The organism is Halorubrum sodomense, from assembly GCF_900111935.1.
Taxonomy (GTDB): domain Archaea; phylum Halobacteriota; class Halobacteria; order Halobacteriales; family Haloferacaceae; genus Halorubrum; species Halorubrum sodomense.
Map to the genome: position 1 here is coordinate 859,753 of NZ_FOYN01000001.1, position 24,098 is coordinate 883,850.

Here is a 24,098-nt window from a genome sequence, read left to right on the forward strand (position 1 = left end):
CGGGACCGAAACGCTCGCAGCGAGCGACCGCGGCCCGCCGACGGCCCGGCGACGCGGGCCGCCGCCAGGCCGAGCGTCTATCGGCTCACAGCTGGCCGAGCTTCCGGAGGAGCTGGCCGCGGTACTCCTCGTCGGCGTTGACGCCCTTGATCTCTAAGACGTTCCGCTCCAGCTTGTCGAGCGCGACGTGGAAGGCGTGTTCGGCCCCGTACCCCTCGCCGGAGCCGCCGACCTGCCCCTCGTTGGTGCGGAGGCGGATCTGACACTGGATCAGGGGCGTACCGCGGAGCTTCTCCTTGTGGGCGTGGAGCCGGACGTGCGCGTGGATGACGTGCATGTCCGCGTACTTGTCCGCGACCTGCTCGATGGACTGGACGATGTGCTCGCGAGAGGTCGTGTCCAGCAGGTCGACGTTCGTGATCTGGACGTCCATCGAGTCCTCTTCGGTGAAGGTAAGCGCGCGCAACACGTCGGTCTTCGTCACGATTCCGGCGACGGTGTCGGCGTCCCCGGGCGTGACGACCAGCCCGGAGACCTCGTTGTCGAACATCCGCTGAACGACGGTCTGAGCGGTCTCGTCGTCGGTCGCGGTGACGACCGGGCTCGACATGATGTCGTAGACGGGGATGTCGAGCATCCGGTCGATGTCGCCCGCGCGGTCGCCGCTGCCCTGGCGCTCCTGGTCGCGGACGACGAACTCCACGATGTCGTTGGTGGTGACGACGCCGACGAGGTCGCCGTCGTCGTCGAGCACGGGGAGCCGAGAGACGCCGTTCTCGCGGAGGCGGTTGATCGCTCGGCCGACGCTCTCCGTCTCGCCGATGCCGATCACGTCCTCGGTCGCGATCTGTTCGACGGTGATCGCGTCCAGGCTGTCGAGGACCGCCTCGAGGATCTGATCGACCGTGACGATGCCGTATAGCTTCTCGCCCTCGTAGACGGGCGCGATCTTCACGTCGCCCTCGACGAGGAGCCGCGCGGTCTCGCGCACGTCCTCGTGGCGGTCGACCGAGGGCGCGGGCTTCATCACCGCCGACACCTTCGTGTCGTCCTCCATGCGCGAGCGCATGAGCTGTTTCTCACCGACGACGCCCGCGTACTCGCCGTCCTCGACGACGACGATCCCCTTGGGATTCTCTCGCTCGAAGATAGAACGGACCTTCGCGAGCCGCTCATCGACGTCGACCTCGACGTATTCCGGTACCGCGATATCAGAGATGTTCATGGTCCGATTTACGCGTTCGACGGGCCGGGTATTGAAAGTGCGGGAGTCGTCGCGCGCGCCGACAGCCGCCGTCCGACGAGCGGAATCCGCCTGAAGGCATTTCCGCGCGGCGACCGAAGTTCAGGCGCGAAGCCATCGACCGCGCTGATCGCCGTCGGCGTCGCGCTGATCGTGACTCCCCTCCCGGGTCCGACCCCGTTTATCGGCCCGCTCGCCGGTGCGCTCTCGCTGTTCGCCGGGCTCTTCCTCCGGCTGTTCGGCGTCTGAGAGCCGTCGGCTCGGCGCGTGAGGCGACGCCCCGCGGCCCGTGGGGCGCGGCCGTCCCGGCGTGTGAAACCTTTTTGCCCGTTACCGCCCCACGGAAAGGCGTGTACGACGCCGTCGTCCTCGACAATGACGGGGTGTTGATCGGGCGGACGCCGTTCGACACGCTCCGCGAGGCCGCCTGGGACGCGTTCGTGAGCCTCGGCGTCGAGGACCCCGACCTGGCCCACGTGGACGACGTCGCGATCGGCGTCGACCCCGCGACCTTGACCGACATCTGCGAGCGCTACGGGGTGGACCCGACGGAGTTCTGGCGGGTCAGGGACGAGACCGCCGCCGCGGCGCAGATCGACGCCGCCCGGAAGGGGCGGAAGACGCCGTACGACGACGTCGACGCGCTGCGCGCGCTGGACGCCCCGCTCGGCGTCGTCTCCTCGAACCAGCAGGCGACCGTCGACGCCCTGCTGGACCACTTCGGGCTGGCAGGCCGCTTCGAGGTGGCGTACGGCCGCGAGCCCTCGGTCGCCAGCCTCTCGCGGAAGAAGCCCTCGCCGTACTACATCGAGCGCGCCCTCGAAGACCTCGGCGCCGAGACGGCGCTGTTCGTCGGCGACAACGAGTCGGACGTGCGCGCGGCCGACAACGCCGGCATCGACTCCGCGTTCGTCCGCCGGCCCCATCGCCGGTCGACGGATCTCACCTGTCAGCCGACCTATGAGATCGACGACCTCCACGACCTCGTGAGCCTCTGCGGGCGGGCCCCCGAGGCGGACGACTCGGCCTGAGGGCGCCCGCCGCCGCGGCCGACCGCGTCGACCGAAATTCTGAACTGCGGTCCCGCCGAGTCGGCGGCCATGCCCGAGCCCTCCGCTCCCGTCGAGTCGCGTCGCCGCGTCGACCGAGACGCGCTCGACGCCGCGGTCACGGGGTACCGACGCACCGAACGGGTCGCGAGCTGGACGCTCGCGCTGCTCGCCGCGGGCGCATTCCTCGCTGCGGTCGCCGCGTTCTCGCTCTGGCACGGCGCGGCGGTCGCCCTCGTCCTCGCCGTCGCGCTGCGCGCGCCGGTCCTGCGTCGGGGCGGGACGACCAGGCTCCGGACCGACGGGCCCCCGGAGGAGGTGACCGAGGCGTTCGCGTCGGCGACGCCGCCGGTCCTCGCCCTCCAGTGGGGGGTCGCCGACGAGGTCCGCCCGGCGTCCGACGGCGCGGGCGGCGTCTACGAACACGAGTGGCTCCTCGGGCTCCGGAGCCACTCGCTGACGGTCGACACGGAGGCGGAGCCGTCGGACGGCGCGAGCGCGGCCGACGGCGACCCGGCGGCGCGCGTCCTGATAGAGGGGACGCTCGACGGCCGGCCGTGGGGCGCGTACGCGGCCGCGGTCCGAGAGGCCGCCGACGGGACGGCGGGCCGGACGGTCGTCGACGTCGAACTGTGCCCCCGGCGGCGGTTCGGCCTCCGCAGCCTGCCGCAGACGCTGGTCGCCGAGCGGTACTACGCCGACGCGCTCGCCGCGCAGGGGTACGAGACCGTCTCCCGCGACGTCTCGTTCGCGGTCTCGTCGACCGCGCCCCGCTCGTAGCCGCTCGCCCGGCGCGGGAAGTCGGGCGCTTTTTGCCCCGGTCGGTCCACGCCGGACCATGGACCTTCCGCCCGTCGGTCTCGGCACGATGGGGATCGACGACCCCGACGCGGTCGCGACCGCGCTCGCCGCCGGCTACCGCCACCTCGACACCGCTCGGATCTACGAGAACGAGGCGGTCGTCGGCGAGGGGCTCGCCGCGGGGCTGGACCGGGCCGTCGGCGCCGCGGACCGCGACCTCGACCGCGAGGACGTGACCGTCGCGACGAAGCTGTGGATCGACGACCTCGCGGCCGACACGGTCGCGCCCGCCGCCCGCGAGAGCGCGGACCGCCTCGGGGTCGACGCGCTCGACCTGCTGTACGTCCACCGCCCGCGCGGCGACTACGACCCCGAGGCGACGCTGCCCGCCCTCGATCGACTGGTCGACGAGGGGTTCGTTCGGAACCTCGGCGTCTCGAACTTCGAGATCGCGGACCTGGACCGCGCGATCGAGGTCATCGGCCGGCCGCCCGCGGCCCACCAGACCGAACTCCACCCGCTGTTCTTCCGGCCGGACCTGCTCGATCACGCCCGCGAACACGGCTACCCGGTCGTCGCCTACTCGCCGCTGGCCGGCGGGCGGGTGCGCGAGGTGGAGCCGGTCGCCGAGGCCGCAGAGGCGCACGAGACGACGGCCGAGGCGGTCGCGATCGCGTGGGCGACCGCGAAGGAGCCGGTGGTGGCCATCCCGAAGGCGTCGACCGAGGAACACCTCCGAGCCAACCTCGCGGCGGCCGACCTCGAACTCACCGACGCGGAGGTCGCCGCGATCGACGCGGTCGAGCGCGAGGAGGAGCTGTTCCCCGCGTAGTTGATCCGTATTTTTGGATCGATTTAGGTCTGTTCGAGGTTCGATAACCACGATCCCGTATGATTTTTATTCCGCCGCCGTCGACGTCCTCCCGTGACAGAGATCATCGACGGGGAGGCCGTCGCGGCCGACGTGCGCGACGCGGTCGCCGACGAGGTCGCGCGGCTCTCCGACGCCGGCGTCGAACCGGGGCTGGCCACGGTGCTGATGAGCGACGACCCCGCCAGCGAGACGTACGTCTCGATGAAACAGCGCGACTGCGAGGAGGTCGGCATCGAGAGCTTCCACGTCGAGATCGATGCCGACGCGCCCGCGAGCGAACTGTACGAGACCATCGACGACCTCAACGGCCGCGACGACGTCCACGGGGTTCTGGTCCAGCTCCCGCTCCCGGACCACGTGGACAAGCGGACCGTCCTCCGGCGGGTCGACCCCGAGAAGGACGTGGACGGCTTCCACCCGGAGAACGTCGGTCGGCTCGTCGCGGGCGACGCCCGGTTCAAGCCGTGTACCCCCCACGGCGTCCAGAAGCTGCTCGACGCCTACGACGTGGCGACGGAGGGCGCGGACGCGGTCGTCGTCGGACGCTCCGACATCGTCGGGAAGCCGATGGCGAACCTGCTGATCCAGAAGGCCCCGACCGGGAACGCGACCACGACGGTCTGTCACTCCCGGACGGAGGACCTGGAGGCGAAGCTGGCCGGCGCGGACCTCGTCGTCGCCGCCGCCGGCATCCCGGAGTTCGTCGACGGCTCGATGCTCAAGGAGGGCGCGACCGTGATCGACGTGGGGATCAATCGCGTCGACGCGGACACGGAGAAGGGGTACGAGCTCGTGGGCGACGTGGACTACGAGTCGGCGAGCGAAGTGGCGGGGGCGATCACGCCCGTCCCCGGCGGGGTGGGGCCGATGACGCGCGCGATGCTCCTGTATAACACGGTGAAGGCGGCCGGGATCCAGCACGGCGTCGACGTGCGTCTGGAGTAGCGCGGCGTCGACCGCCGCCGTCCCCTACCCCTCGGGACGCCAGCGGCCGCCGATGTCGTCGCGGGGGTAGTCCTGGTACGTGCCGTCGAGGAACGTGGTGACGCGGCCGTCCTCCTCGCTGAGCGTGATCGCCCAGAGGACGTCGTCGCGCAGCGACGTCTCCAGCGCGCTCATGTGTTTCGTGCCCATCCAATCGGGGAACTCCAGGGCGGCGACGCCCGGCACCTCCTCCTCGAAGGGGCTCCGAACGCGGACCATCTGTCGCTGGATGGTGCCGTCGCCGGTCACGACGACGGCCCCGTCCCGACTGAACGCCACGTCGCGGGCGACCTTCGTGAACACGTCGGGCGACTCGGTAACGACCTGACACCGGTCGACCGGCCACCGGTTGTCGCCCAGCGGGTCGGTGTACTCGTCGAAGTTGACCTCCGCCACGATCAGCACGTAGAGACTGGGACCGCTCACGTACTGCTCGTCCCACTGGTCGAAGCCGAGGCTGAGCGCCTCGGCGGTGTACCTGATCTGGTCCATCAGGTCCTGGCTCGTCGCGTACTTCTTCAGGACTCGGTCGAGCGACTCCATACCGTGTGTGACACAACGGCACGGATACTGTTAAAACTCCGTCACGACGCGGCAGACGGCGGACGAGCCGCCCGCGACGGGAGCGCGGTCCGCTCCGCCGGCTTCAGTCGTCGTCGGCCGCGGCGGCGCGGTTCCGGATCTCGATCCGGCCCTCGATCTCGGGGTCGATTCCGTGTTCACGGGCGTAGTCGGCCAACACCTCGTACTGGATGCCGGCCTCGTCGATCCGGTGGCGCTGTGCGAGCGTCGGGTACTCGTGTTCGGAGTGGAGCAGGTACTCCGAGACGGCGACCGTGTAGCGCGCGTCCGGGTCGATGGGTTCGCCGCCGACGGTGGCTTCGAGGATTAGTTCGGCCTCGTCGTCCCAGACGACCCGGGCGTTCGAGACGTGACCGTGCCACCAGTCCTCCTCGCCGAAGTCCACGTCGGGGGCGGCCATCTCGCGGAACACGTCGTGGAGCTCCGCGCCGGTGACCGACGCGAGCGCGACCGGCTCCTCGAACGGGATCAGACTGATCAGGTCGGCCTTCGTCACGTCGCCGTCCCACGGATCGCCCTGCCGGAGTCCGCCGGCGTTCGACAGGCCCACGTCGGCGTCGTGGACCCAGCGGAACGCGTCCGCGACGAAGTTGCCGACGCGGCACTCCCCGCCGTGGACCACGTCCCCGGAGCGATCGATCGGCTCCTCGACCGCGTCGACGACCTCGCCGAGATCGGCCGCGGCCATCCGCGCCGCGAGCGCGTCCGCCAGCCCGGGAGCGGGCTCGGCCCCGTCCGGCTCGTGTAGCGTCGCGGTCGGCGGGTCGGCGTCGAGGTCGACCTCGGCCACCGTCTCCCCGTTGACGCCGGGCCGGACGAGCAGGGTGTCCGCCACGGTCTCGTTCCGACGGCTGTGGACGTGGCCGCCGAGTATCGCGTCCGCGTCGAGCTCGCGGGCGAGGTCGTCGTCGCCCGCCCCGAGGTGCGAGAGGACGACGACCCGGTCGAGTCCCCCGCCCGTCGCGCTGTCGACCGACGCGTCTTTCCCTCGCTCGGCGGCCGCAGCGCGCATCTCCGCGAGCGCGTCGCGCGCCGCGCCGACGGGGTCGTCGAAGGAGAGGTCGGCGGCCATCGGGTTCAGCGAGTCCGTCGCGGGGTCGGTGACGCCGACGAACCCGATCCGAGCGCCGTCGACCTCGCGGATCGCCCACGGAACGACGCCCTCGTCGCGGCCGAACGGATCGCCGTCCTCGTCCCGGACGTTCGCGGAGACGAACGTCGCCGGTGAGTCGGCGACGAGGTCGCGCAGCGCGTCGGGACCGTAGTCGAACTCGTGGTTGCCGAACGTGTCGAGTTCGGTGTCGGTCGCGTCGTAGAAGTCGAGGACCTGCCTGCCGGTCGCGACCAGCGAGAGGACGCCCGGCGCGGTCGTGTCGCCGGTGGCGACGACCGCGGCGTCGGGGCCCGAGAGCGCTCGGATCCGGCCGGCGAGCCGGGCCGCCCGCTCGGGGGCGTCGAAGACGTTCTCGATATCGGAGTAGTGAACGAGACGGACCATCGGACGTGCGTCCGGAGGGGCGAGCGACGCTTAAAAAACGCGGAGTTCGCCCGCCTCGGTGGCCGCGGCTCGCCGGCGTCGCCTTCTCGTGTTCTCTCGGGGTTCCGACCCGTGACCCGCGCTCGCACACGCACGAGACATTGAAAGCGCTTTTATGGATGTCCTGACTACGACGGGGCACAGCCTCTGTGGGGTTGATGATGTGCCGTTCCGTTAGGGACCGACCACGGGACGGACACGCGAGCCCGCGCGGAGGACAGGAGAAACATATGCCCGTTTACGTAGACTACGACACCCCAGCGGACCTCGCGGAGCGATCCCTCGAAGCGCTCGAGGTCGCCCGAGACACCGGCACAGTGAAGAAAGGAACCAACGAGACCACCAAGGCCGTCGAGCGCGGCAACGCGGACCTCGTCATCGTCGCCGAGGACGTCTCCCCCGAGGAGATCGTGATGCATCTCCCCGAGCTCGCCGAGGAGAAGGGGATCCCCGTCGTCTTCGTCGACACGCAGGACGAGGTCGGCCAGGCCGCCGGCCTCGAGGTCGGCTCGGCCGCCGCCGCCGTCGTCGATGCCGGCGACGCCGACGACGACGTCGAGGACATCGGCGAGAAGGTCGCGGAGCTCCGATAACCACCCATGAGCGCAGAAGAGGGTACCGGCGACTCGACGACCGCGGAGGTCATCGAGGTCGTCGGCAAAACCGGGATGCACGGCGAGGCCATGCAGGTCAAGTGCCGCATCCAGGAGGGATCGAACCAGGGACGGATCATCACCCGGAACGTCCTGGGTCCCGTCCGTCTGGGCGACGTGCTCCAGCTGCGGGAGACCCAGCGCGACGCCGACTCCATCGGAGGCCGATAACCAATGGTCGAGACACGCACCTGCGATTACACCGGCGAGGAGATCGAGCCCGGCACGGGCACGATGTACGTGAAGACGGACGGACAGATCCTCCACTTCGTCGACTCGAAGGCGGAGAAGAACTACTTCCTCGGCCGCGAGGCTCGCGACCTCGAGTGGACCGAGGAGGGTCGTAGAGCCGGAGGCGACGACCGGTGAGCCACCACGACGAGCGCACCTTCGTGATGGTGAAGCCCGACGGCGTCCAGCGCGGACTCATCGGCGAGATCGTCTCTCGCTTCGAGGACCGCGGGCTCAAGCTCGTCGGCGGGAAGTTCATCCGGATCGACGAGGCGCTCGCCCACGAGCACTACGGCGAACACGAGGACAAGCCGTTCTTCGACGGCCTCGTCGAGTTCATCACCTCCGGCCCCGTCTTCGCGATGGTGTGGGAGGGCGCGGACGCGACCCGACAGGTCCGCGCGATGGTCGGGGAGACCGATCCCGCCGAGTCCGCTCCGGGCACGATCCGCGGCGACTTCGGCTTAGACCTCGGCCACAACGTGATCCACGCGTCGGACCACGAGGACGAGGGCGCCAACGAGCGCGAGATCGGCCTGTTCTTCGACGAGGCGGAGCTCGTCGACTACGACCTCGACACCTCGGCGTGGGTGTACGAGGACGAGGACCACTGACGCGGTCACGCTCCGATTTTTGAACCTTTTGCGGACCGACCCGTCCCGCCGAGCCCCCGCTCCCTCGACACACCGCATTTCCGGTGAACCTCGTAGGAAAACGGTCCGCAGTCACGCGGTTTTCGAAAGAAAATCGGTTATAAACCGACGGCTCCGCTGAGACCATTGAGCGCTGATCGTTCGTCGGGGCCGCGTCGAATGCCGAGCGCAAATCGGCCGGGACACGGCCGGACGCGATCGGGTACGTCGGTAAGTACAGGTTCTGTCCCTCCGAATCTATCGCAGTGAGCGGTGTGCGAACGGAAAGCGACAAGAAAATATTTGTTCGAAGCGCGCCGAACGGCTTCCGTGGTCGACTTCCTCCCGGTCGGGACGGGGCTCGTACTCGTACTGATGGGCGGATTGGCCGTGGTGAATCACCCTCTCGTGGACGCGTTCAATCGCGTCGTGAAGTCGCGGGGAACGAAACAGACCGCGGCCGACATCGAGATGAGTGTCGTGTCGGTTACGATCGGCAGGATCGCGGGCGCGTTTATCGCGCTGTTCGGAGTCGGAGTTATTCTCGACGGGTTGTGACTCAGGACTTCGCCCGCGTGAACGCGCACCGTCTGAGCCACCCCGACCGACAGCGCGCCCGACGGCTCAGGTGTCGACCGCGATCGCGGTCCCGTCGGCCGCGACCACGATCACCTCGTCGCCGGCGTCGTCGGTGACGTCGGCGAACAGCGGGCCGCCGTACGCGACGACGTCGTCGGGACCGCCCCGTGCGACAACGCGACCCTTCCGGGTCATCGCGAGGACTTCGCCGGCGCGGTTGACCACCACCGGGGCGATTTCGCCGTCGCCGTCGACGTCACCGACGCGCGGTTCGTTGATACGGGTCCCGGCGTCGTACTGCTGTTTCCAGACGACTTCGCCGTCGAGGAGGCTGACGGCCCACACGCTTCCCGACCCCCCGACGTACACCCGTCCGGGGTCCGCGTCGCCGACGGCGATCGGGAGGTCCTGGAGGCCGACCTCGTAGCGAGTCGACCCGTCGCTCGTCTCGATGGTCTCGAGGTTCCCGTTCGACCCGCCGAGCGCCAGCACGGGACCGTTGCCGCTGTCCGCGGCGCTCCAACTCAGCGGGTTCACGCTCGGCGTCGTCGTCCAGCGCGTCTCGCCGCTCCCGTCGAGCATGTGGATCGTCGCCGGGTCACCGACGGTCGTCAACACCGCGAGTCCGCCCCGTTCACCGGCTTCGAGGTCCGGTTCGACGAGGAGCGGTCGTCGGGTAACGTCGCCCGGCACCGCGGCCTCAGCCACCGGGTCGCCCCCGCCGTCGACGACGCGAACGCTCCCGTCCGTCGCGACCGCGGCGACCTCTCGGCTCCCGTCGCCGGTGAGGTCACCGACCGCCGGTCGGAGTCCTCCCGGACCGCCGAGTTCGACCGCGAACCGCTCCGACCCGTCGCTCGCGTCGAGGACGACGAGCTCTCCCGGCGCCGTCGTGAGCGCGATCACCGGGTCGCCGCCGAGGGTCCCCGTGACGAGCCCGCTGACGCCGAGGGGACCGCCGCCGCTCTCGCCCGAGTCGCCGCCGCTCCCGCTCGCGTCGCCGCCGCCGCGCTCGGCGTCCGGTCCGGAAATCGGGGTCGTCCAGGCCGTCTCGTCGGTCCCCACGACCGTCGCGCGGACGGCGCGAGACCCGTTTTCGACCGCGGGCCGGACGATCAGGGGATCGCCGTCGACCGTCGCGACCACCGCCCCGCTGCCGTCGTCGCCGGCCGCGGGCTCGGACTCCCAGACGACCGTGGTCTCCGCGGTCGCGTCGTCGATGCCCACGAACGCGAACAGCGACACGCCGACGCCGGTCGCGCCCCCGGCCAGCAAAATAAGCGTCGCGAACAGGACGCGTCGGTCCATTTGAACCCACTTCGGGCGTCGCGGTGAAACGGTTGTCGGATGTGGCCCCCGGCCGTCGGGACCCGGAGCACGCACCGGGCGACCGAAACGCGTGTCCCGAGGCGCGCGAGGGAACCGCGTCCCGCTACAACAGCGTGGCCACGTGGTGGCCGCGCGCGTCGCCGACGAGGTCACGCAGCGCCGCGGGGTCCCGCTCCCCGTCGGCGTTCACGAGGTAGGCGGCGCCGTCGCGGTCGCCGTACGCGCCGTGGAGGTCGTAGACGAACCCGTACACGGTCGCGTCGGCCGTCTCCTCGCTCTCGCGGGCGAACGCGACCTGCTCGTGGACGTTGTACTCGACGAGGCGGTCGCGGATCCGGGCGTCGTCGTCGCGGTCGGAGGCGCCGTCGCTCTGCGTATCGGAGCCGCCGTCGCTCTGCGTATCGGAGCCGCCGCCTCCCCTTCCGGTGACGGCCGGATCGTCCAGTCCGGCCTCGACGATCGGCACCAGCGCCTCGACGTCGGCGCGGACTCCCGGTTCGGCCGGGAACTCCCCGGTGCGAGCCGCCGTGAGCGCGGCGCCGATCGCGCCGCATCCGGTGTGACCCACCACGACGAGGACCTCGGTGTGCGTGTGACGGAGGGGGTACGCCACGCTCCCGTCGAGGACCCGCTCGCCGTCGACGAGCGCGCTCACGCCGTTGCCGATGGCGCCGGACGTGAAGAGGAACCCCGGCTCGTCGACGGCGAACATCCCCTCCTGAGAGACGCGCGAGTCCGAACAGCAGACGGAGACCACCCCGGGACGCTGGCCGTCGCGGTGCCGGTCGAAGGCGCCTGACGGGAGCGCAGCGACGTGGTCGTCGTTGCGGTCGAGGAGGTCGCCGAGTATCCGCTGGTCCATACCGTCCCGATCCGTCGAAGAGGCAAAAACGCCGCGGGCACGGGAACGCTCCGATGCGGGAGCGTCGGCCGTTGCCGCCGGAACGGAGGCCGGATCAGGCGACGAGGCCGACAACCGAGACCAGGGCCCCGACGACGAACACCGCGAGGAGCGCGATCGTCGCTATCACCACCGCGGGCGCGAGCGCCTCCTCGTTCTCGTCGAGGACGAGGCCTTCCATGTTCTGCATGTCCGAGTTCTCGTCGCGGCGGGGTTTGAACGCTTCGCTCGACCGCGGGACCGTCGGGTCCTCGTCCGGTCGCCCCGTCGACCGGGCTCTCCCGCGTGGATTCCTCGGTGAATCACCCCCCGGCGACGTGTTTTTGTGCGTCCGGCGTGGCGGATACGCCAACACGATGCCACGCGAACAGTATCAGACGAAACTGGAAGGGCTCCGCGCCGACGTCCTCTACATGAGCGAACTGGTCGCGGAGCGCCTCCGCATGGGACTCGACGCCCTCGAACAGCAGGACGAGGAGCTGGGCGAGGAAGTGATCGCCGGCGACGCCGAGATCAACGACCTGTACCTCGAACTGGAGGGCCAGTGTACCGACCTCATCGCGCTTCAACAGCCGGTCGCGGGCGACCTGCGGTTCATCGCGGCGTCGTTCAAGATCATCACCGACCTCGAACGGATCGCGGACCTCGCGACGAACCTCGGGGAGTACGCCAAGCAGGCCGACCGGGAGGTGTTCCCGGACGTCGACGCTCAGCGCATCGGAGACGACACGCTGGCGATGCTCGAGGAGGCGATGGACGCGTACGCGGAGTCGGACCCCGAGCGCTGTTACGCCGTCGCCGAGGCGGACGACGACATCGACGCCGCCTGCGAGGCCGCCAGCGAGCTCGTCGTCCGCGACCTCATCGAGCGCGACGAGCTCCGCGAGGAGGAGGACGTGGAGGCGACGATGCGGAACGTCTCGCGGCTCCTCCTCACGATCCGCGACCTCGAACGCGTCGGCGACCACGCGGTGAACATCGCCGCCCGGTCGCTGTACATGATCGAGAACGACGACGAGCTGCTGTACTGAGCGGCGGTCGCTCCGGTTCGGTCCGAACGATTCACGCCGGCGACCCGTCCGGAGCGCGCCGGCAGCCCCGAACCTATCACCGAGCGTGACGCTGTCCCCCCGTTATATCCCTCCGACCGGCGACGGCGTACACATGGTACTCGGAGCGATCGTCTCGTTCGTCGTCGCGCTGTTGGTCGGTGGGCTGGGAATTCACGTCAGCGGCCGCCTCGTCGCGGGCGTCGACGACTACTCGCACGCGGTGGTCACGGCGCTGCTCGGCGCCGTCGCGTGGGCGATCGGGTCGCTGATCCCCCTGATCGGCTCGGTGGTCGCGCTGGTCGCGTGGGTATGGGTGATCAAGTGGCGGTACCCCGGAAGCTGGAAGGACGCGGCGATCATGGGGCTGGTCGCGTGGGCGGCCGCGCTGGTCGTCATCGTGGTGTTGGACGGCGTCCTCGGCCTCGGAATCAGCGCGTTCGGCGTCCCCGGCGTCTGAACGGGTCGCACTCCGCTCTTCTCCCTTCCGTCCGCGTTGTCAGGTGAGGATCTCGAAGCGAGCGCCGCCCTCCGTCCCCTCGGTGAGGCGCACGTCCCAGCCGTGCGCGTCGACGATCCGCTCGACGATCGCGAGTCCGAACCCGCTCCCGTCCCGGCGGGTCGTGTGTCCCTTCTCGAAGACGCGGTCTCGCTCCGCGGGCGGGACCCCGGGCCCGTCGTCTTCGACGAACACGCCCGCCTCGTCGGGGAGCACGCCGGCGGTGAGCGTGACGCCGCTCCCGCCGTGCTCGACGGCGTTGCGGACGACGTTCTCGAACGCCTGCGTGAGCCGCGCGGAGTCGCACGACAGCGGGACGCTCCCCGTGACCCGTAGGTCGCTCTCGGACGCCCGGACGTTCTCGTAGCTCTTCTCGACGATCTCCTCGTACGGAACGTCCCGCCGCTCGCCGAGCGTCCGGCCCTCCTTCGCGAGCGTCAGCACCTCCTCGATGAGGTCGTCCATCCGCGCGACCGCGTCGATCGCCGTCTCGAGGTGCTCGTCCCCGTCGCTCCCCCGCGCGAGCTGGAGGTTCCCGGCCGCGATGTTCAGCGGATTCCGGAGGTCGTGAGACACGGTGGCGGTGAACTCCTCCAGCCGGTCGACCGTCTCGGTCAGCTCCCGCTCGTACAGCTTCCGGTCGGTCACGTCCCGCGTCAGCCCGACGAGCGAGGTGACGTTCCCGGCGTCGTCGGTGATCGGCTTACACCGCGACTCGACCCAGAGCCGCACCGCGTCGGACTTCTCGACCCGGTACTCGACCACCTGCGGCGTCCCCTTCGAGGCCGACTCCATCGCCAGCCGGACGCGGTCCGCGTCGTCCCCGTGGACGCGGTCGAGGAACGTCGTCGGATCGGCCCGGAGCTCCGACACCGGCTGGCCGAAGATCGCCTCGTGGCCGTCGTTGATGAACCGCAGCTCGTCCCACGTCGGCGAGAACACCCACCACACCTGGTCGGTCACGGAGGCGATCTGGCGGAGCCGCTCGTTCGTCCGGTCGCGCTCGCGCTGCGCCCGCCGGTGCTCGACGTAGGTGATTATCTTCCGGGCGAGCAGCGGCGCCTGGTTCTCGATGGCGTCCTGGATCACGTAGTCCGTGACGCCGGCCTCGATGCTCTCGCTCGCGACGGCCTCGGTCCCGGTGTTCGTGAAGAGCAGAAAGGGGAGGTCCGGGCGGTCCTCGCGGACCCGCTTCAGGAACTCGACGCCGGTCACCTCCGGCATGTGGTGATCGCAGAGCACGCAGTCGATCGGCTCCGCCGCCAGCAGCCGCTCGCCCTCGGCCGCGGAGTCCGCGGTCTCGATCCGGAGCCGGTCGCTCTCGGCGCGCAGCTGCGCGGAGACCAGCTCCCGGAGCCGGTCGTCGTCGTTGACGTACAGCAGATCGACGGGGGGGTCGCTTCTCATGCCCCCGCTACCGGAAGCGACCCGAAAGTCGTTGTCCCGCGACAATCACTTCTGATACCTCGCTGTCGCCCCCTGACCCGCCGGAACGCCGCGGTCCCGGACCCGGCACCGGACGGAACGGTGCGGTTCCGGACCCTCCCGACTCAGTCGTCGGCGACGGCGGGCGCCGTCCGCGGCTCGGCGCTCGCGTCTGTCGCCTCGGGCGCCGGCGCCCACTCCAGGTCGCCCTCGTAGTGGAACGCGCGGTGGTCCCGCGTCGGGTCGATCACCGTCAGCGAGAGCCAGTCGTTGTCCAGCAGCCCGGTCACCGTCTCGGCGTCGCGCAGGGCCTCGGTGACGCGGTCCACCGGCGCGTGGATCACCGCCGAGAGCCTGAGCGGCTGGTGGTACGGGGCGTCGGCGTCGGCCATCACCGACTGGAGCGGAAGCCCGGTCATCAGGTCGCCGCCGTTGCCCTGGTAGACGCCGACGTTGCCGACCGGGTTGTGAGTCACCTTCGACCCGCTTCCGTACGCCGCGTTGTCGACCGTCGAGAAGTAGTACTGGGCGTTGATCCACTGGGTGACGACGGTCGGCCCCGCGAGGATCGCTTCGAGCGCGTCGCCGTCCGGGTCGGTCGTCCAGTCGTACGAGTGGAGGAACGCGCGCCCGTCGAGGTCGAGCCCGCTCGTCAGCTCCCGGGGCCCGACGACGAACCCGGCGTTGCCGGCCAGTCCCCACTCGGGGCGCGCCTCGGCCCAGTCGGCGGCGCGGCGCTCCGCCTCGCGAACGGCCGGCGTCCCCTCGTCCGACCCGGTGCGCTCGGCGGCGGCGCCCTCGCGGGCGGCGTCGAGGTCCGCGCGCAGCCGGTCGAGGTCCGCGGCGTGCGAGTCCGGGACATCGCCGTCGTACAGTTCGATCTCGTCGGTCGTCGTGTTGTGTTCGGCGGCGAGGAAGACGGTGTCGTCGGGCACGTCGATCCCGCGCTCGCGCAGCCCCGCCCGCACGTCGGGGTCGTTACAGATCGCGGCGAGGGCGCGGGCGTTCGGGCCGCCGGGGTTGCCGGCGCAGGCGCCGCAGTCGAGGCTGGAGTCGTAGGGGTTGTTCGCCGTCTCCGCCGCGTGACCGGTGAAGACGACGAGCCGCGCGAACTCTTCGAACCCCATCAGCTCGAACGCGGTCGCGGCGTACTCGACCCGCTCGTCGCGGGTCAGGCCCGTCGGGAGCCCCTCGCCGGAGTCGTCGTGCTCGTGGACGCCGGGCTCGCAGAACTCGTGGTCGCCCGGCACCGCGTCGTCCGCGCCGCCGAGCAGGTCGCGGACGCGACCGGGCACGAGCGTGCGGGCCGCGAGCGCGAGCCCGTACCCGCTCCCGGCGCTCTCGACGAAACTGAACGCGGTGGCCGGGTTCGACTTCAGCGTCTCGATCACCTCGCCCGCGGCCTCGCGGAGGCCCGCCCGGCGGTCGCGACTCGCCCGCGCGTCGTCGTCGACCGGGACCTCCGAGACGCGGTGTTGCGCGTCGACGATGGGCGGACAGGCGTCGACCGAGACCTCGGAGTCGTATCCCCGGTACTCCATCGGAACGCCGAAGAAGCCGGCGTATCCGTGCGTCTCGTAGTCGCCGGTCGCCTCGACGTGGCGGCGGATGACCTCCGAGCGCGTGTCGATACAGAAGACCAACTGGGCGGCCGGCCGACCCGAGGCGTCGCCGTCGTCGAGCGCCTCGCTCTCCGCGGCGACCCGGCCGACGAGCTCACCGCGGTACGTGGCCTCCCACGCGCTCAGGAACGCCTCGGCGATTCCGTCGCTCCCCTCGGTCGGCGCCTCACACGCTCCGGTCGCCGCGTCGCCCGACTCGGTCGGCGGCGCGACGTCGACGTCGAAGGCGTCGGCCAGCGCGAGCCGCACCGCGAGGTACCCTTCCGGCGTGATCGGGTACGCGGACTGCCACGCGCCGCCGTCGTCGGCACGGCGTTTGAGCAGGCCGGTCCATCCGGGCAGCGCCGCGAACTGCGCTTCGAAGACGGAGTTCCACCGCCCCTCGGGGTGCGACTCCAGCGCGGACTCGATCGCTTCGATCGGTGAGTCCGGCAGATCGGTGACGAGGCCCCCGTCGGGAACCTCGTCGTCGTACGCGGCCACCGACCGGAAGGCGTCGTAGAACCCGTCCTCGCGGTTCGGCATCGACCACTGAGCCCGCCCCTCGTCGAGGAACACCGACAGCCACTTCGTCAGCACGCGGTCGACGCGCTCGGCGTCGGCGGGGCCCGCCTCGTCGGCGGCGTTCCGGGAGTCCGCCGCCTCCGCGGCGCTTGACGGTTCCGGCTCGGCGGCGGTCTCCGCCCGCGCCAGCAGGCTCTCCGGGTCGGCTTCGTAGCCCCGCTCGGTCAGTTCCGAGTCGAGGCGGTCGCGGTCGATCCGCCCCTCGTCGAGGGCCGCCCGGAACGTCTCCGGACTCGGATAGCCGCGGCCCCCGAGGCGGTCGGACGCCCGCTCGACGGCCTCGGGGAACGGGAGGTCCTCGAAGCCGGAGAGGGGGTTCGCGGTCACGAACGAGTGGATCGGCCACACCGATCCGACGGCGGTCGCGGCCTCGTCGACGCGGTCCTCGATAGCGCGTTCAGTGCTCATCGTACTCCTCCGTGGCGGTCAAGACGGTGTCCGGGGCGGGTTGGCCCGCGTTCAACAGCGCGACGTAGAGGCGTTCGCTCCGCTCGTACACCCCGGTCTCGATCGCGACGTACGCCGCGAGGAAGGCGACGGCGACGACCGCGTGAAGCGCGGTCAGTTCGGTCGGTGCGGAGACCACCGGGACCCCCGAGAGGACGCTCGAAACGGCCTCGTAGACGAGCGCGTAGCCCGCGATGGCCGGGAGGAAGACCAGCGGGACCGCGCCGTAGCGCGCCGTCGCCGGCAGGCCGGTGCGTCTGACCGCGCTCCGGGCCGCGTGGAGCGTCGTGAGCGCGACGAGCGACGCGAGCAGCAGTCCGCCGTCGACGCTCGTTCCCTTCCCGGTCAGGAGCGCGAACGTCGCGCCGCCGGCCAGCGCGGTCAGCAGGACGACGACCGCGCCCGCGAAGCCCGTCCCGGGGAGGTCCTCTCCGGTCGGACCGGTGTGTTCGACTTCCTCGCCCGCGCTGAGGAAGTGGTACGCCTTATAAAAGCCGTGGACGATCAGGTGCGTGATCGCGGCGCCGAAGAAGCCGAGGCCGGCCTGGAGTATCATGAACCCCATCTGTCCGACGGTCGAGCAGCCCAGTTCGGTCTTGACGTCCGGCTGGACCGTTTTGAGTAGCTTCCCGGCCAGGGCGCTCGCCGCGCCCACGACCGCGATACCGAGCATGAGCGCGGTCTCGGCGGTCACGACGGGCGCGAAGCGAGTCAGCAGGACTCCGCCCGCGTTGACGAACCCCGCGTGCATCAGCGCCGACGCCGGCGTGGGGGCGGTCATCGAGGAGAGCAGCCAGCCGTGGAACGGGACGAGCGCCGACTGGATCATCGCCGCGAGGACGAGCGCGACGCCCGCGACGAGCCACGCGGGCCCGCCGAGGCCGTCGGCGCTCGCGGCGATACCCGATATGGTCGTCTCGCCGGTCGCCCACCACAGCGCCGTCAGCGCCACGCCGAGGAGCGCGCTGCTGGCGAGGAAGTGCCGGCGGGCGACGCCCGCGGCGGCCCGGGCCTGCGGCCAGCCGTCGACGGTGCCGACGAGCCGGGCCATCAGGAGCCCCATCGCCAGCCAGAAGCACCAGAACAGCGCGAGGTGGTCGGCCGCGACGAGCGCCATCACGGCGAGCGTGAACCCGAAGACCCCGAGGAAGAACTCAGTCTCGTGGGCGCTCCCGGCCATGTAGCGGCGCGAATAGCTGTGGACGATCCCGCTGAAGAACGTCACGACGACCCACAGCAGGACGGTCAGTCCGTCGACGGCGACGGCGCCGGGGACCTCCCACGCCCCGTCGAGTCGGAGTCGGGCGACGAGCGCGACGACGCTCGCGGCGAACAGCGCCCACGCGAGCCGCGTTAGTACGACGGGAGCGGACGACGCGTTCGCCGCCTCCCGGAGCGCTCCGACCGTCGGTTTCGAGGTGCGTCCTGACATCGGTCGATCCGTTGTGCGACCGGTTCCGGAATCCGAAACGAGTTCAGATCCGATTTCGGTCGCTCTCTACACCGCCTGAGAACACTCCGGGTATTAAACTTGTCTTTATTCACAAATCGTTCGTAAATTGCGAATTATAGAACATTATGTTTCTGCGGGGCCGAGGAGTGGCGGGCGACCCGCCGGCCCTCGCTCTCCTCGCAGCGGCGAGACTCGCGCGTCGTTCGCCGTCGCCACTCAGGAACTCATATCGTCCCCGAGTTCGCAGGGACGGTATGGAGACGCTCTCGGGAACCGTCCTCGCCGGCGAGTCGTTCGACCCGATTCGGGGACGCGTCGTCGTCGAAGACGGACGGATCGAGGCGGTCGAGGAGGCGGACACCGACTCGACGGACATCGTGCTGCCGGCGTTCGTCAACGCGCACACCCACCTCGGCGACTCGGTCGCGAAGGAGGCGGCCGTCGGCCTGTCGCTCGAGGAGGCGGTGGTGCCGCCGGACAGCCTGAAACACCGCCGGCTGGCGGCCGCCGACCGCGAGGAACTGGTGTCGGCGATGCGCCGGACCCTCCGGTTCATGCGGCGGACCGGCACCGTCTCCGCCCTGGACTTCCGCGAATCGGGGCGTGCCGGGGCGCGGGCGCTCCGCGAGGCGGCCGCGGAGACGGGGGTCGACCCGTTCATCTTCGGGAGCGGCGACCCGTCCGTCCTCGACGTCGCCGACGGCTACGGCGCGTCCGGCGCGAACGACGGCGACTTCGCCGCGGAGCGCGCCGCCTGCGAGGAGCGCGACCGGCCGTTCGCGATCCACGCGGGCGAACCGGACGCGACCGACATCCACCCGGCGCTCGACCTCGACCCGGACCTCCTCGTTCACATGGTCCACGCCGGGCGGGAGCACTTGGAACGGGTCGCGGACCGGTCGGTCCCGGTCGCGGTCTGTCCGCGCGCGAACGCGGTCCTCGACGTGGGGGAACCGCCGGTTCGCGAACTGCTCGACCACGCGACGGTCGCGCTCGGGACGGACAACGCCATGCTGAATCAGCCGTCGATGTTCCGGGAGATGGCGTACACGGCGAAGCGGTTCGACGTGACCGACCGGGAGGCGTTGCGGATGGCCACCGCCGCAGGGGCGGAGATCGCCGGCCTCGACTGCGGCGTCGTCGAGCCCGGTCGGCGGGCGGCGCTCGTCGTCCTCGACGGCGACTCGGACAACCTGTCCGGGTCGGACGATCCGGTCAGTGCGGTCGTCCGGCGGGCGACCGGGCTGGACGTCGAGCGGGTCGTGGCCTGACCGACGCCGACGGAGGAGGCCTCACTCCTCGTCGTGACGCTCCGCGTCGAACCTACCGAACGGGGTCGTCTCGTGGGTCCGCACGAGCACCTCGTCGGCGACGGTGACGCCCATGTCGAGGAGGGCCTGCGCCACGGGCGTGATGTCGCTGTCCGACTCGCCGACGACGGTCACGAGGAGGTTCTGCTCGCCGGTCACCAGCTCCTGGACCGACACGACGCCGTCGATGTCGAGGATGTCGGGGATGAGTTCGCCGCGCTCCGGTATCGACGCGGTGCAGTAGAGCAGCATCCGGAGCGGGTACCCCGACCGCTGGTAGTCGACGCTGGCGCTGTACCCCTTGATCACGCCGTCGGACTCGAGGCGCCGGATGCGCTTGCGGACGGTGCTGTCCGAGGTGCCGGTCCGCTCCGCGATGTCCCCGGACGACGTGTTTCGGGCGTCCGCCTGTAGCGCGTACAGGATCGCCCTGTCGACGTCGTCTATCGCGCCGTTGTCCATGCGTTCGTCGTAGGCGCGTCTCGTTTTTATACGTTGTCGAGTCACCGCTCCGATCCCGACGCCTACATACGGTCGCCGTCAGTGGGTCGAATATGGGAACGTACACCGCGGACATCGACGTGCGGTTCCGCGACATCGACGCGATGGGCCACGTCAACAACGCCGTCTACGCGACGTACATCGAACAGGCGCGGACGCGGTACTTCCGCGACGTGCTCGATGTCGACATCTCGCGGGCGTCGACCGTGCTGGCGTCGATATCGATCGACTTCCGGTCCCCCGTCGAACTCGCTGACGGCGAGGTCACGGTCACCGTCGACGTGGCGGACCTCGGGCGGTCGAGCGCGACGATGACCCACGAGGTCCGGGTCGGTGACGCGGTCGCCGCGGCGGCCGAGGCGACGCTCGTCTCGCTGGACCCCGACACCGGGAAGCCGGCGCCGATCCCCGAGGAACACCGGGCCGGGATGGAGTCGTACCACGACCTCTGAGGCGGTCGCGGGGGACCGCTTCCGGATCGACCCGCCGAGCCGACCCGGACGCACACCTTCTTGACGGCGCGGACGGATCAATCGGTATGAACGTTCGACTGTACGCCCTCGACGGGTGTCCGTGGTGCGAGAAGGCGACCGACGCCTTAGACGAGGCGGGCGTCGAGTACGAGACCGAGTGGGTGGAGGCGCTCCACTCCGAGCGGAACGAGGTCAAGCGCGTCAGCGGCCAGCGCGGCGTCCCGGTCCTCGTCGACGAGGAGCGGGGCGTGACGATGGCGGAGAGCGCGAACATCGTCGAGTACGTCGAGAGAACCCTTCAATGAGCATCTACACCGGCCGCGGCGACGAGGGCGAGACCGACCTCCGGGACATGAGCCGGGTGTCGAAGTCGAGTCACCGGATCGAGGCGTACGGCTCCGTCGACGAGGCGAACGCGCTGCTCGGCACGGTCCGCCCCACGGGCCACGACGACCTCGACGACCTGCTGGAAACGGTCCAAAATCACCTCCACGTCGTCCAGGCCGACCTCGCGAACCCCGATCCCGACCCGGACGACCCGCAGGTCGAGAGCGAACACACCGAGCGGCTGGAGGCCCACATCGACGCGTTCGACGAGGAGCTGGAGCCGCTCACATCGTTCGTCCTGCCCGGCGGCGGCGAGGCGGGGGCCGCGCTCCACCACGCGCGCGCCGTGGTGCGACGGGCGGAGCGCCGCGTCGTCGACCTCGCGCGCTCGGAACCGATTAACGAGGCCGTCGTCACCTACCTCAACCGGCTCTCGGACCTCCTCTTCACCCTCGGTCGGGTCGCCAACGCGCGCGACGGCGAGCCCGAGGAGTCGCCGTCGTACTGACGCCCGAGCGCGCGACTTTTCACCGTCCCGCGCGAGACACCGGTATGACGCTCGACAGCTACGCGGCGGCGGTCTCCGGTCTCGACCCGGCACCCGGCGAGGTCGAGACGGCGGAGCTCGTCGTCACCGACGACGTGCTCGTGAAGGCGTTCGTCCTCGGTCCCGACGCGGCGGTCGACCCGCACGAACACGCCGACGCCACGAACGTGTTTCACGTGGTAGAGGGCGAACCGACCGTGATCCGCGACGACGAGGAGTCGGCGCTCGCGGCACCCGCGGTGGTGGAGAACGAGCGGGGCGCGGTCCACGGCGCGCGCAACGACACCGACGAGCGAGCCGTGCTCACGGCCAGCCTCGCTCCGCTCCCCTGATGGACGGCGAAATCGACCCCGAGGAGCTGTCGTCGCTGCTGTCGGAGCGGGGCGACGGGTCCGTCGACGAGCCGCTTCGTATCGTCGACATCCGCGACCAGCGCGCGTTCGACCGGGGGCACCTCCCCGACAGCGAGTGTATCCCGTTCCCCGAACTGACGAGCCGGGTCGCCGAACTCGACGACGCCGACCGGATCGTCACCGTCTGCCCGCACGGCGTCGCCAGCCGGCAGGCCGCCCAGCTGATCGGCAGCTACGAGGGGACACGGGAGGCGCGCGTCGAGAGCCTCCGCGGCGGGATCGAGGCGTGGGAGCGCGAGGTCGGCGAGCTGGTGACGGCGGGAGCGGAGTCGCAGGCCGAGAATGACGGGACGGACGAGGGGCCCGAGGCGCCGTTCTAACCGCGCCGTCCGTACCCTCCGACCGCTCCGCCCGCGCTCCCTAACCGCTCCGCCCGCGCTCCCTAACCGCTCCGCTCGAACCGCCCGAACGGCCCCGCGGCCGTCGGCAGCGCGACCACGGCCGGCACGAGACCGAACCCGGGCACCCCGTCGTCGCTCGCGCCGCCGACCGGCAACGCGGTGACGAGCAGGACTGCGACGAGCGAGGCGACGACGACCGACCGAACCGAGGGGCTCGAGGCCGACCGTGTCGTGGACGCACAACGCGCGTCGCCGATATATGGCCGTTCTTCACCGTTCGCCCGAACCGTCGGAACACGGCGCGGAGTCGGACCGACGGAAGCGTCGAAAACCCGCGAAAAAGAGGGGGGAGGGGGAGCGAGTGACGTTCCCTCCGTTCGTCAGTGTGCTATCCAATTTCAAAGGTATTCAGTGCTTACCGGCGGCGAACCGACGGATATCTGTGGATCCTGGTGAGCTATCGGGTGCGTCTCCCGGTTGAGCGAGCCCGGTCGAAGGTGGCCGACGTGGTGTCAGATCGCGTGTAGCCTGCCGGTCCAGAAGTCGCGGAACGCGTCCTCGAGGGCCGCTTTCGGGTTCCCGGTGGCGTCCGACACGTCGGTGACGTCGGCGTGGTCGCGAACCCGCCCCAACACGCTGCGCTCGCCGACGACTATCGTGCGGTCGACGTTCTCGACCCCAGCGAGCGCCTCGTTCGCCCGGTCGAGGTGGTCGTCGATCTGCCCCTCGCGGCGCCGCTCGAAGCGCCCCTGCGAGAAGCCGCCCTTCGAGTGAGCCTCTTTCACGTCTGAGGTGAACCCCTCGTACGCGACCCGCTCGCCGCCCTCGTAGGTGCCGAGCGCGAACGTGTCCGCCCGGACCAGCCCGAACGCGAACCGCCCGGTCGGCCGGAACCACGCGTCGTCGAGCCGGAAGCGGTCGCTCCACGCGTCGAAGGGGTCCGGCGCGACAGCCGGCGTCAGCGCGGCGCTCACTGCCCCGGTGTCGTCGGCGAGGACGACCGCCGGCGCAGCGCGCCGGACCAGTGCCGTACGGTCACCGAACCAGTCGCTGACGGTCTCGGGCACCGAGTCAGGGCCGGGGACGAACGCGGTGAGGAGTCCCTCGGGGCCGTCGCTCTCGACCGCCCGGAACCGGTCGAGCGCGTCTGCCAGCCGCGGGCCGCCGAGGTCGCTCACGCGTCGGAACTCGACGGACTCATCGGTGCCCTCAGTCCGATCGAGGCGCTCCTCTAACGACTCGATCCGGTGTTCGAGTTCGTTGACGCGCTCCTCGGCGCGCTGACGGTCGGCGACCGCGTCGGACCGGCGCTCCTCCTCGGCCTCGGCGCGGCGCTCGAGGTGGCGCTTCTCCGCTTCGAGCTCCTCGATCCGCTCTTTCAGCTCGGCGCGGCCGAGCAGCTTGTCGATCATACCGAATCCGCGCTCTCCCGCGACCTAAAAGGTGCGTCTGCGGCGACGACGCGACCGGGAACCCACACCGCAGTGCCGTGCGGTGGCGCACGCCTCCGAGTGACCGCCTCCGGCGGCCGGAGCGCCTGCGAGGGCGGCGGCGGCGGAGTCGTCGGCTGCCCGTGGCGCGTAGCGTCATCGCGGTCGGAGTTCGGGCTCCGTCGAAGTCACCTCTCCGAGGACGCGCTGAACACAGAGCGCGAATGTGTTACAAAACGAGGCAGGGCTACGCGGGAACTGATCACTCAGTACGGGGAATTCAAGCAACGAGTGGCGTCGCC

The 24,098-nt window shown here is 70.6% G+C and carries 28 protein-coding genes; 17 read left to right on the forward strand and 11 right to left on the reverse strand.

Features of this window, described 5'->3' with window-relative positions; translation table 11 throughout:
* Positions 1-85 precede the first annotated feature (85 nt).
* Positions 86-1,225 carry a CBS domain-containing protein gene (locus BM286_RS04430; protein ID WP_092920359.1) on the reverse strand — a complete coding sequence of 380 codons (1,140 nt, stop codon included), beginning with the start codon at positions 1,223-1,225 and terminating at the stop codon, positions 86-88.
* A 368-nt stretch (positions 1,226-1,593) separates the two neighbouring features.
* On the opposite strand from BM286_RS04430, the gene BM286_RS04435 reads away from it, so the two are divergent.
* From BM286_RS04435 to BM286_RS04450, 4 genes are all read left to right on the forward strand, one after another.
* A complete protein-coding gene (locus BM286_RS04435) occupies positions 1,594-2,274 on the forward strand; it encodes an HAD family hydrolase (protein ID WP_092920360.1) in 681 nt (226 codons plus the stop codon).
* A gap of 69 nt (positions 2,275-2,343) precedes the next feature.
* Complete coding sequence (locus tag BM286_RS04440; protein ID WP_092920361.1) at positions 2,344-3,072, forward strand: hypothetical protein; 729 nt, start codon at positions 2,344-2,346, stop codon at positions 3,070-3,072.
* 58 nt (positions 3,073-3,130) lie between these two features.
* Positions 3,131-3,925, forward strand: coding sequence for an aldo/keto reductase (locus tag BM286_RS04445; protein WP_092920362.1), 795 nt, complete (start codon positions 3,131-3,133; stop codon positions 3,923-3,925).
* Positions 3,926-4,018: 93 nt separating this feature from the next.
* Entirely contained in the window at positions 4,019-4,912 is an 894-nt protein-coding gene (locus BM286_RS04450; protein ID WP_092920363.1) for a bifunctional methylenetetrahydrofolate dehydrogenase/methenyltetrahydrofolate cyclohydrolase, read from the forward strand.
* A gap of 24 nt (positions 4,913-4,936) precedes the next feature.
* Here BM286_RS04450 and BM286_RS04455 read toward each other — a convergent pair whose 3' ends face one another.
* Together BM286_RS04455 and BM286_RS04460 are read right to left on the reverse strand one after the other, a co-directional pair.
* The gene (locus BM286_RS04455; protein ID WP_092920364.1) at positions 4,937-5,494 is read right to left on the reverse strand and encodes a diadenylate cyclase; all 558 of its coding nucleotides are present in this window, start codon (positions 5,492-5,494) and stop codon (positions 4,937-4,939) included.
* Positions 5,495-5,597: 103 nt separating this feature from the next.
* Complete coding sequence (locus BM286_RS04460) at positions 5,598-7,031, reverse strand: bifunctional metallophosphatase/5'-nucleotidase (protein WP_092920365.1); 1,434 nt, start codon at positions 7,029-7,031, stop codon at positions 5,598-5,600.
* Positions 7,032-7,300: 269 nt separating this feature from the next.
* On the opposite strand from BM286_RS04460, the gene rpl7ae reads away from it, so the two are divergent.
* From rpl7ae to BM286_RS04485, 5 genes are all read left to right on the forward strand, one after another.
* Positions 7,301-7,663 carry a 50S ribosomal protein L7Ae gene (gene rpl7ae, locus BM286_RS04465; RefSeq protein ID WP_092920366.1) on the forward strand — a complete coding sequence of 121 codons (363 nt, stop codon included), beginning with the start codon at positions 7,301-7,303 and terminating at the stop codon, positions 7,661-7,663.
* A 6-nt stretch (positions 7,664-7,669) separates the two neighbouring features.
* Positions 7,670-7,894 carry a 30S ribosomal protein S28e gene (locus BM286_RS04470; RefSeq protein WP_004595321.1) on the forward strand — a complete coding sequence of 75 codons (225 nt, stop codon included), beginning with the start codon at positions 7,670-7,672 and terminating at the stop codon, positions 7,892-7,894.
* Positions 7,895-7,897: 3 nt separating this feature from the next.
* A complete protein-coding gene (locus BM286_RS04475) occupies positions 7,898-8,092 on the forward strand; it encodes a 50S ribosomal protein L24e (RefSeq protein ID WP_092920367.1) in 195 nt (64 codons plus the stop codon).
* Positions 8,089-8,568, forward strand: a complete 480-nt coding sequence (gene ndk, locus BM286_RS04480; protein ID WP_092920368.1) for a nucleoside-diphosphate kinase — start codon at positions 8,089-8,091, stop codon at positions 8,566-8,568. Before BM286_RS04475 ends, ndk begins: the two co-directional genes overlap by 4 nt.
* Positions 8,569-8,916: 348 nt before the next feature.
* Positions 8,917-9,144, forward strand: a complete 228-nt coding sequence (locus BM286_RS04485; protein ID WP_092920369.1) for a hypothetical protein — start codon at positions 8,917-8,919, stop codon at positions 9,142-9,144.
* A gap of 66 nt (positions 9,145-9,210) precedes the next feature.
* Here BM286_RS04485 and BM286_RS04490 read toward each other — a convergent pair whose 3' ends face one another.
* The 3 genes from BM286_RS04490 to BM286_RS15900 all read right to left on the reverse strand — a co-directional run bounded on the left by BM286_RS04490 (position 9,211) and on the right by BM286_RS15900 (position 11,585).
* Positions 9,211-10,473, reverse strand: a complete 1,263-nt coding sequence (locus BM286_RS04490; protein ID WP_092920370.1) for a PQQ-binding-like beta-propeller repeat protein — start codon at positions 10,471-10,473, stop codon at positions 9,211-9,213.
* 124 nt (positions 10,474-10,597) lie between these two features.
* Positions 10,598-11,356, reverse strand: a complete 759-nt coding sequence (locus BM286_RS04495) for a carbonic anhydrase (RefSeq protein WP_092920371.1) — start codon at positions 11,354-11,356, stop codon at positions 10,598-10,600.
* A gap of 94 nt (positions 11,357-11,450) precedes the next feature.
* Positions 11,451-11,585, reverse strand: coding sequence for a hypothetical protein (locus BM286_RS15900; protein ID WP_255510131.1), 135 nt, complete (start codon positions 11,583-11,585; stop codon positions 11,451-11,453).
* A gap of 166 nt (positions 11,586-11,751) precedes the next feature.
* On the opposite strand from BM286_RS15900, the gene phoU reads away from it, so the two are divergent.
* Positions 11,752-12,426, forward strand: a complete 675-nt coding sequence (gene phoU / locus BM286_RS04500) for a phosphate signaling complex protein PhoU (protein WP_092920372.1) — start codon at positions 11,752-11,754, stop codon at positions 12,424-12,426.
* A gap of 133 nt (positions 12,427-12,559) precedes the next feature.
* The gene (locus tag BM286_RS04505) at positions 12,560-12,904 is read left to right on the forward strand and encodes a hypothetical protein (protein ID WP_092920373.1); all 345 of its coding nucleotides are present in this window, start codon (positions 12,560-12,562) and stop codon (positions 12,902-12,904) included.
* 39 nt (positions 12,905-12,943) lie between these two features.
* On the opposite strand, the gene BM286_RS04510 is transcribed toward BM286_RS04505, so the two are convergent.
* From BM286_RS04510 to BM286_RS04520, 3 genes are all read right to left on the reverse strand, one after another.
* A complete protein-coding gene (locus BM286_RS04510; protein ID WP_092920374.1) occupies positions 12,944-14,350 on the reverse strand; it encodes a sensor histidine kinase in 1,407 nt (468 codons plus the stop codon).
* 143 nt (positions 14,351-14,493) lie between these two features.
* Entirely contained in the window at positions 14,494-16,962 is a 2,469-nt protein-coding gene (locus tag BM286_RS04515; RefSeq protein ID WP_092920375.1) for a DUF2309 domain-containing protein, read from the reverse strand.
* A complete protein-coding gene (locus BM286_RS04520) occupies positions 16,952-18,433 on the reverse strand; it encodes a proton-conducting transporter transmembrane domain-containing protein (RefSeq protein ID WP_092920376.1) in 1,482 nt (493 codons plus the stop codon). The genes BM286_RS04515 and BM286_RS04520 overlap by 11 nt, the downstream gene beginning before the upstream one ends.
* Positions 18,434-18,708: 275 nt before the next feature.
* Between BM286_RS04520 and BM286_RS04525 the strand changes: the two genes are divergently transcribed.
* Complete coding sequence (locus tag BM286_RS04525) at positions 18,709-19,725, forward strand: amidohydrolase family protein (RefSeq protein ID WP_092920377.1); 1,017 nt, start codon at positions 18,709-18,711, stop codon at positions 19,723-19,725.
* 21 nt (positions 19,726-19,746) lie between these two features.
* Here BM286_RS04525 and BM286_RS04530 read toward each other — a convergent pair whose 3' ends face one another.
* Positions 19,747-20,226: an Lrp/AsnC family transcriptional regulator gene (locus tag BM286_RS04530; RefSeq protein ID WP_092920378.1), complete on the reverse strand. Its 480-nt coding sequence runs from the start codon at positions 20,224-20,226 to the stop codon at positions 19,747-19,749.
* Positions 20,227-20,318: 92 nt separating this feature from the next.
* Here BM286_RS04530 and BM286_RS04535 point away from each other — a divergent pair, with 92 nt between their 5' ends.
* From BM286_RS04535 to BM286_RS04555, 5 genes are all read left to right on the forward strand, one after another.
* Positions 20,319-20,717, forward strand: a complete 399-nt coding sequence (locus BM286_RS04535) for an acyl-CoA thioesterase (protein WP_092920379.1) — start codon at positions 20,319-20,321, stop codon at positions 20,715-20,717.
* A gap of 86 nt (positions 20,718-20,803) precedes the next feature.
* Positions 20,804-21,043: a glutaredoxin family protein gene (locus BM286_RS04540; protein WP_092920380.1), complete on the forward strand. Its 240-nt coding sequence runs from the start codon at positions 20,804-20,806 to the stop codon at positions 21,041-21,043.
* On the forward strand, positions 21,040-21,573 hold the full coding sequence (locus tag BM286_RS04545) for a cob(I)yrinic acid a,c-diamide adenosyltransferase (protein ID WP_092920381.1): 534 nt from the start codon (positions 21,040-21,042) through the stop codon (positions 21,571-21,573). Before BM286_RS04540 ends, BM286_RS04545 begins: the two co-directional genes overlap by 4 nt.
* 44 nt (positions 21,574-21,617) lie before the next feature.
* A complete protein-coding gene (locus BM286_RS04550) occupies positions 21,618-21,944 on the forward strand; it encodes a cupin domain-containing protein (RefSeq protein WP_092920382.1) in 327 nt (108 codons plus the stop codon).
* Positions 21,944-22,345: a rhodanese-like domain-containing protein gene (locus tag BM286_RS04555; RefSeq protein WP_092920383.1), complete on the forward strand. Its 402-nt coding sequence runs from the start codon at positions 21,944-21,946 to the stop codon at positions 22,343-22,345. The genes BM286_RS04550 and BM286_RS04555 overlap by 1 nt, the downstream gene beginning before the upstream one ends.
* A gap of 533 nt (positions 22,346-22,878) precedes the next feature.
* Here the strand turns inward: BM286_RS04555 and BM286_RS04560 are convergent.
* A complete protein-coding gene (locus BM286_RS04560; protein ID WP_092920384.1) occupies positions 22,879-23,778 on the reverse strand; it encodes a Vms1/Ankzf1 family peptidyl-tRNA hydrolase in 900 nt (299 codons plus the stop codon).
* Between the last annotated feature and the right edge of the window lie 320 nt (positions 23,779-24,098).

Bases quoted from the DNA above. Each gene is read 5' to 3' on its own strand.
- BM286_RS04430 (WP_092920359.1), bottom strand. From the start codon at position 1,225: ATGAACATCTCTGATATCGCGGTACCGGAATACGTCGAGGTCGACGTC.
- BM286_RS04440 (WP_092920361.1), top strand. From the start codon at position 2,344: ATGCCCGAGCCCTCCGCTCCCGTCGAGTCGCGTCGCCGCGTCGACCGA.
- BM286_RS04445 (WP_092920362.1), top strand. From the start codon at position 3,131: ATGGACCTTCCGCCCGTCGGTCTCGGCACGATGGGGATCGACGACCCC.
- BM286_RS04455 (WP_092920364.1), bottom strand. From the start codon at position 5,494: ATGGAGTCGCTCGACCGAGTCCTGAAGAAGTACGCGACGAGCCAGGAC.
- BM286_RS04460 (WP_092920365.1), bottom strand. From the start codon at position 7,031: ATGGTCCGTCTCGTTCACTACTCCGATATCGAGAACGTCTTCGACGCC.
- rpl7ae (WP_092920366.1), top strand. From the start codon at position 7,301: ATGCCCGTTTACGTAGACTACGACACCCCAGCGGACCTCGCGGAGCGA.
- BM286_RS04470 (WP_004595321.1), top strand. From the start codon at position 7,670: ATGAGCGCAGAAGAGGGTACCGGCGACTCGACGACCGCGGAGGTCATC.
- BM286_RS04475 (WP_092920367.1), top strand. From the start codon at position 7,898: ATGGTCGAGACACGCACCTGCGATTACACCGGCGAGGAGATCGAGCCC.
- BM286_RS04490 (WP_092920370.1), bottom strand. From the start codon at position 10,473: ATGGACCGACGCGTCCTGTTCGCGACGCTTATTTTGCTGGCCGGGGGC.
- BM286_RS04495 (WP_092920371.1), bottom strand. From the start codon at position 11,356: ATGGACCAGCGGATACTCGGCGACCTCCTCGACCGCAACGACGACCAC.
- BM286_RS15900 (WP_255510131.1), bottom strand. From the start codon at position 11,585: ATGCAGAACATGGAAGGCCTCGTCCTCGACGAGAACGAGGAGGCGCTC.
- phoU (WP_092920372.1), top strand. From the start codon at position 11,752: ATGCCACGCGAACAGTATCAGACGAAACTGGAAGGGCTCCGCGCCGAC.
- BM286_RS04505 (WP_092920373.1), top strand. From the start codon at position 12,560: ATGGTACTCGGAGCGATCGTCTCGTTCGTCGTCGCGCTGTTGGTCGGT.
- BM286_RS04510 (WP_092920374.1), bottom strand. From the start codon at position 14,350: ATGAGAAGCGACCCCCCCGTCGATCTGCTGTACGTCAACGACGACGAC.
- BM286_RS04515 (WP_092920375.1), bottom strand. From the start codon at position 16,962: ATGAGCACTGAACGCGCTATCGAGGACCGCGTCGACGAGGCCGCGACC.
- BM286_RS04520 (WP_092920376.1), bottom strand. From the start codon at position 18,433: ATGTCAGGACGCACCTCGAAACCGACGGTCGGAGCGCTCCGGGAGGCG.
- BM286_RS04525 (WP_092920377.1), top strand. From the start codon at position 18,709: ATGGAGACGCTCTCGGGAACCGTCCTCGCCGGCGAGTCGTTCGACCCG.
- BM286_RS04530 (WP_092920378.1), bottom strand. From the start codon at position 20,226: ATGGACAACGGCGCGATAGACGACGTCGACAGGGCGATCCTGTACGCG.
- BM286_RS04535 (WP_092920379.1), top strand. From the start codon at position 20,319: ATGGGAACGTACACCGCGGACATCGACGTGCGGTTCCGCGACATCGAC.
- BM286_RS04540 (WP_092920380.1), top strand. From the start codon at position 20,804: ATGAACGTTCGACTGTACGCCCTCGACGGGTGTCCGTGGTGCGAGAAG.
- BM286_RS04545 (WP_092920381.1), top strand. From the start codon at position 21,040: ATGAGCATCTACACCGGCCGCGGCGACGAGGGCGAGACCGACCTCCGG.
- BM286_RS04550 (WP_092920382.1), top strand. From the start codon at position 21,618: ATGACGCTCGACAGCTACGCGGCGGCGGTCTCCGGTCTCGACCCGGCA.
- BM286_RS04555 (WP_092920383.1), top strand. From the start codon at position 21,944: ATGGACGGCGAAATCGACCCCGAGGAGCTGTCGTCGCTGCTGTCGGAG.
- BM286_RS04560 (WP_092920384.1), bottom strand. From the start codon at position 23,778: ATGATCGACAAGCTGCTCGGCCGCGCCGAGCTGAAAGAGCGGATCGAG.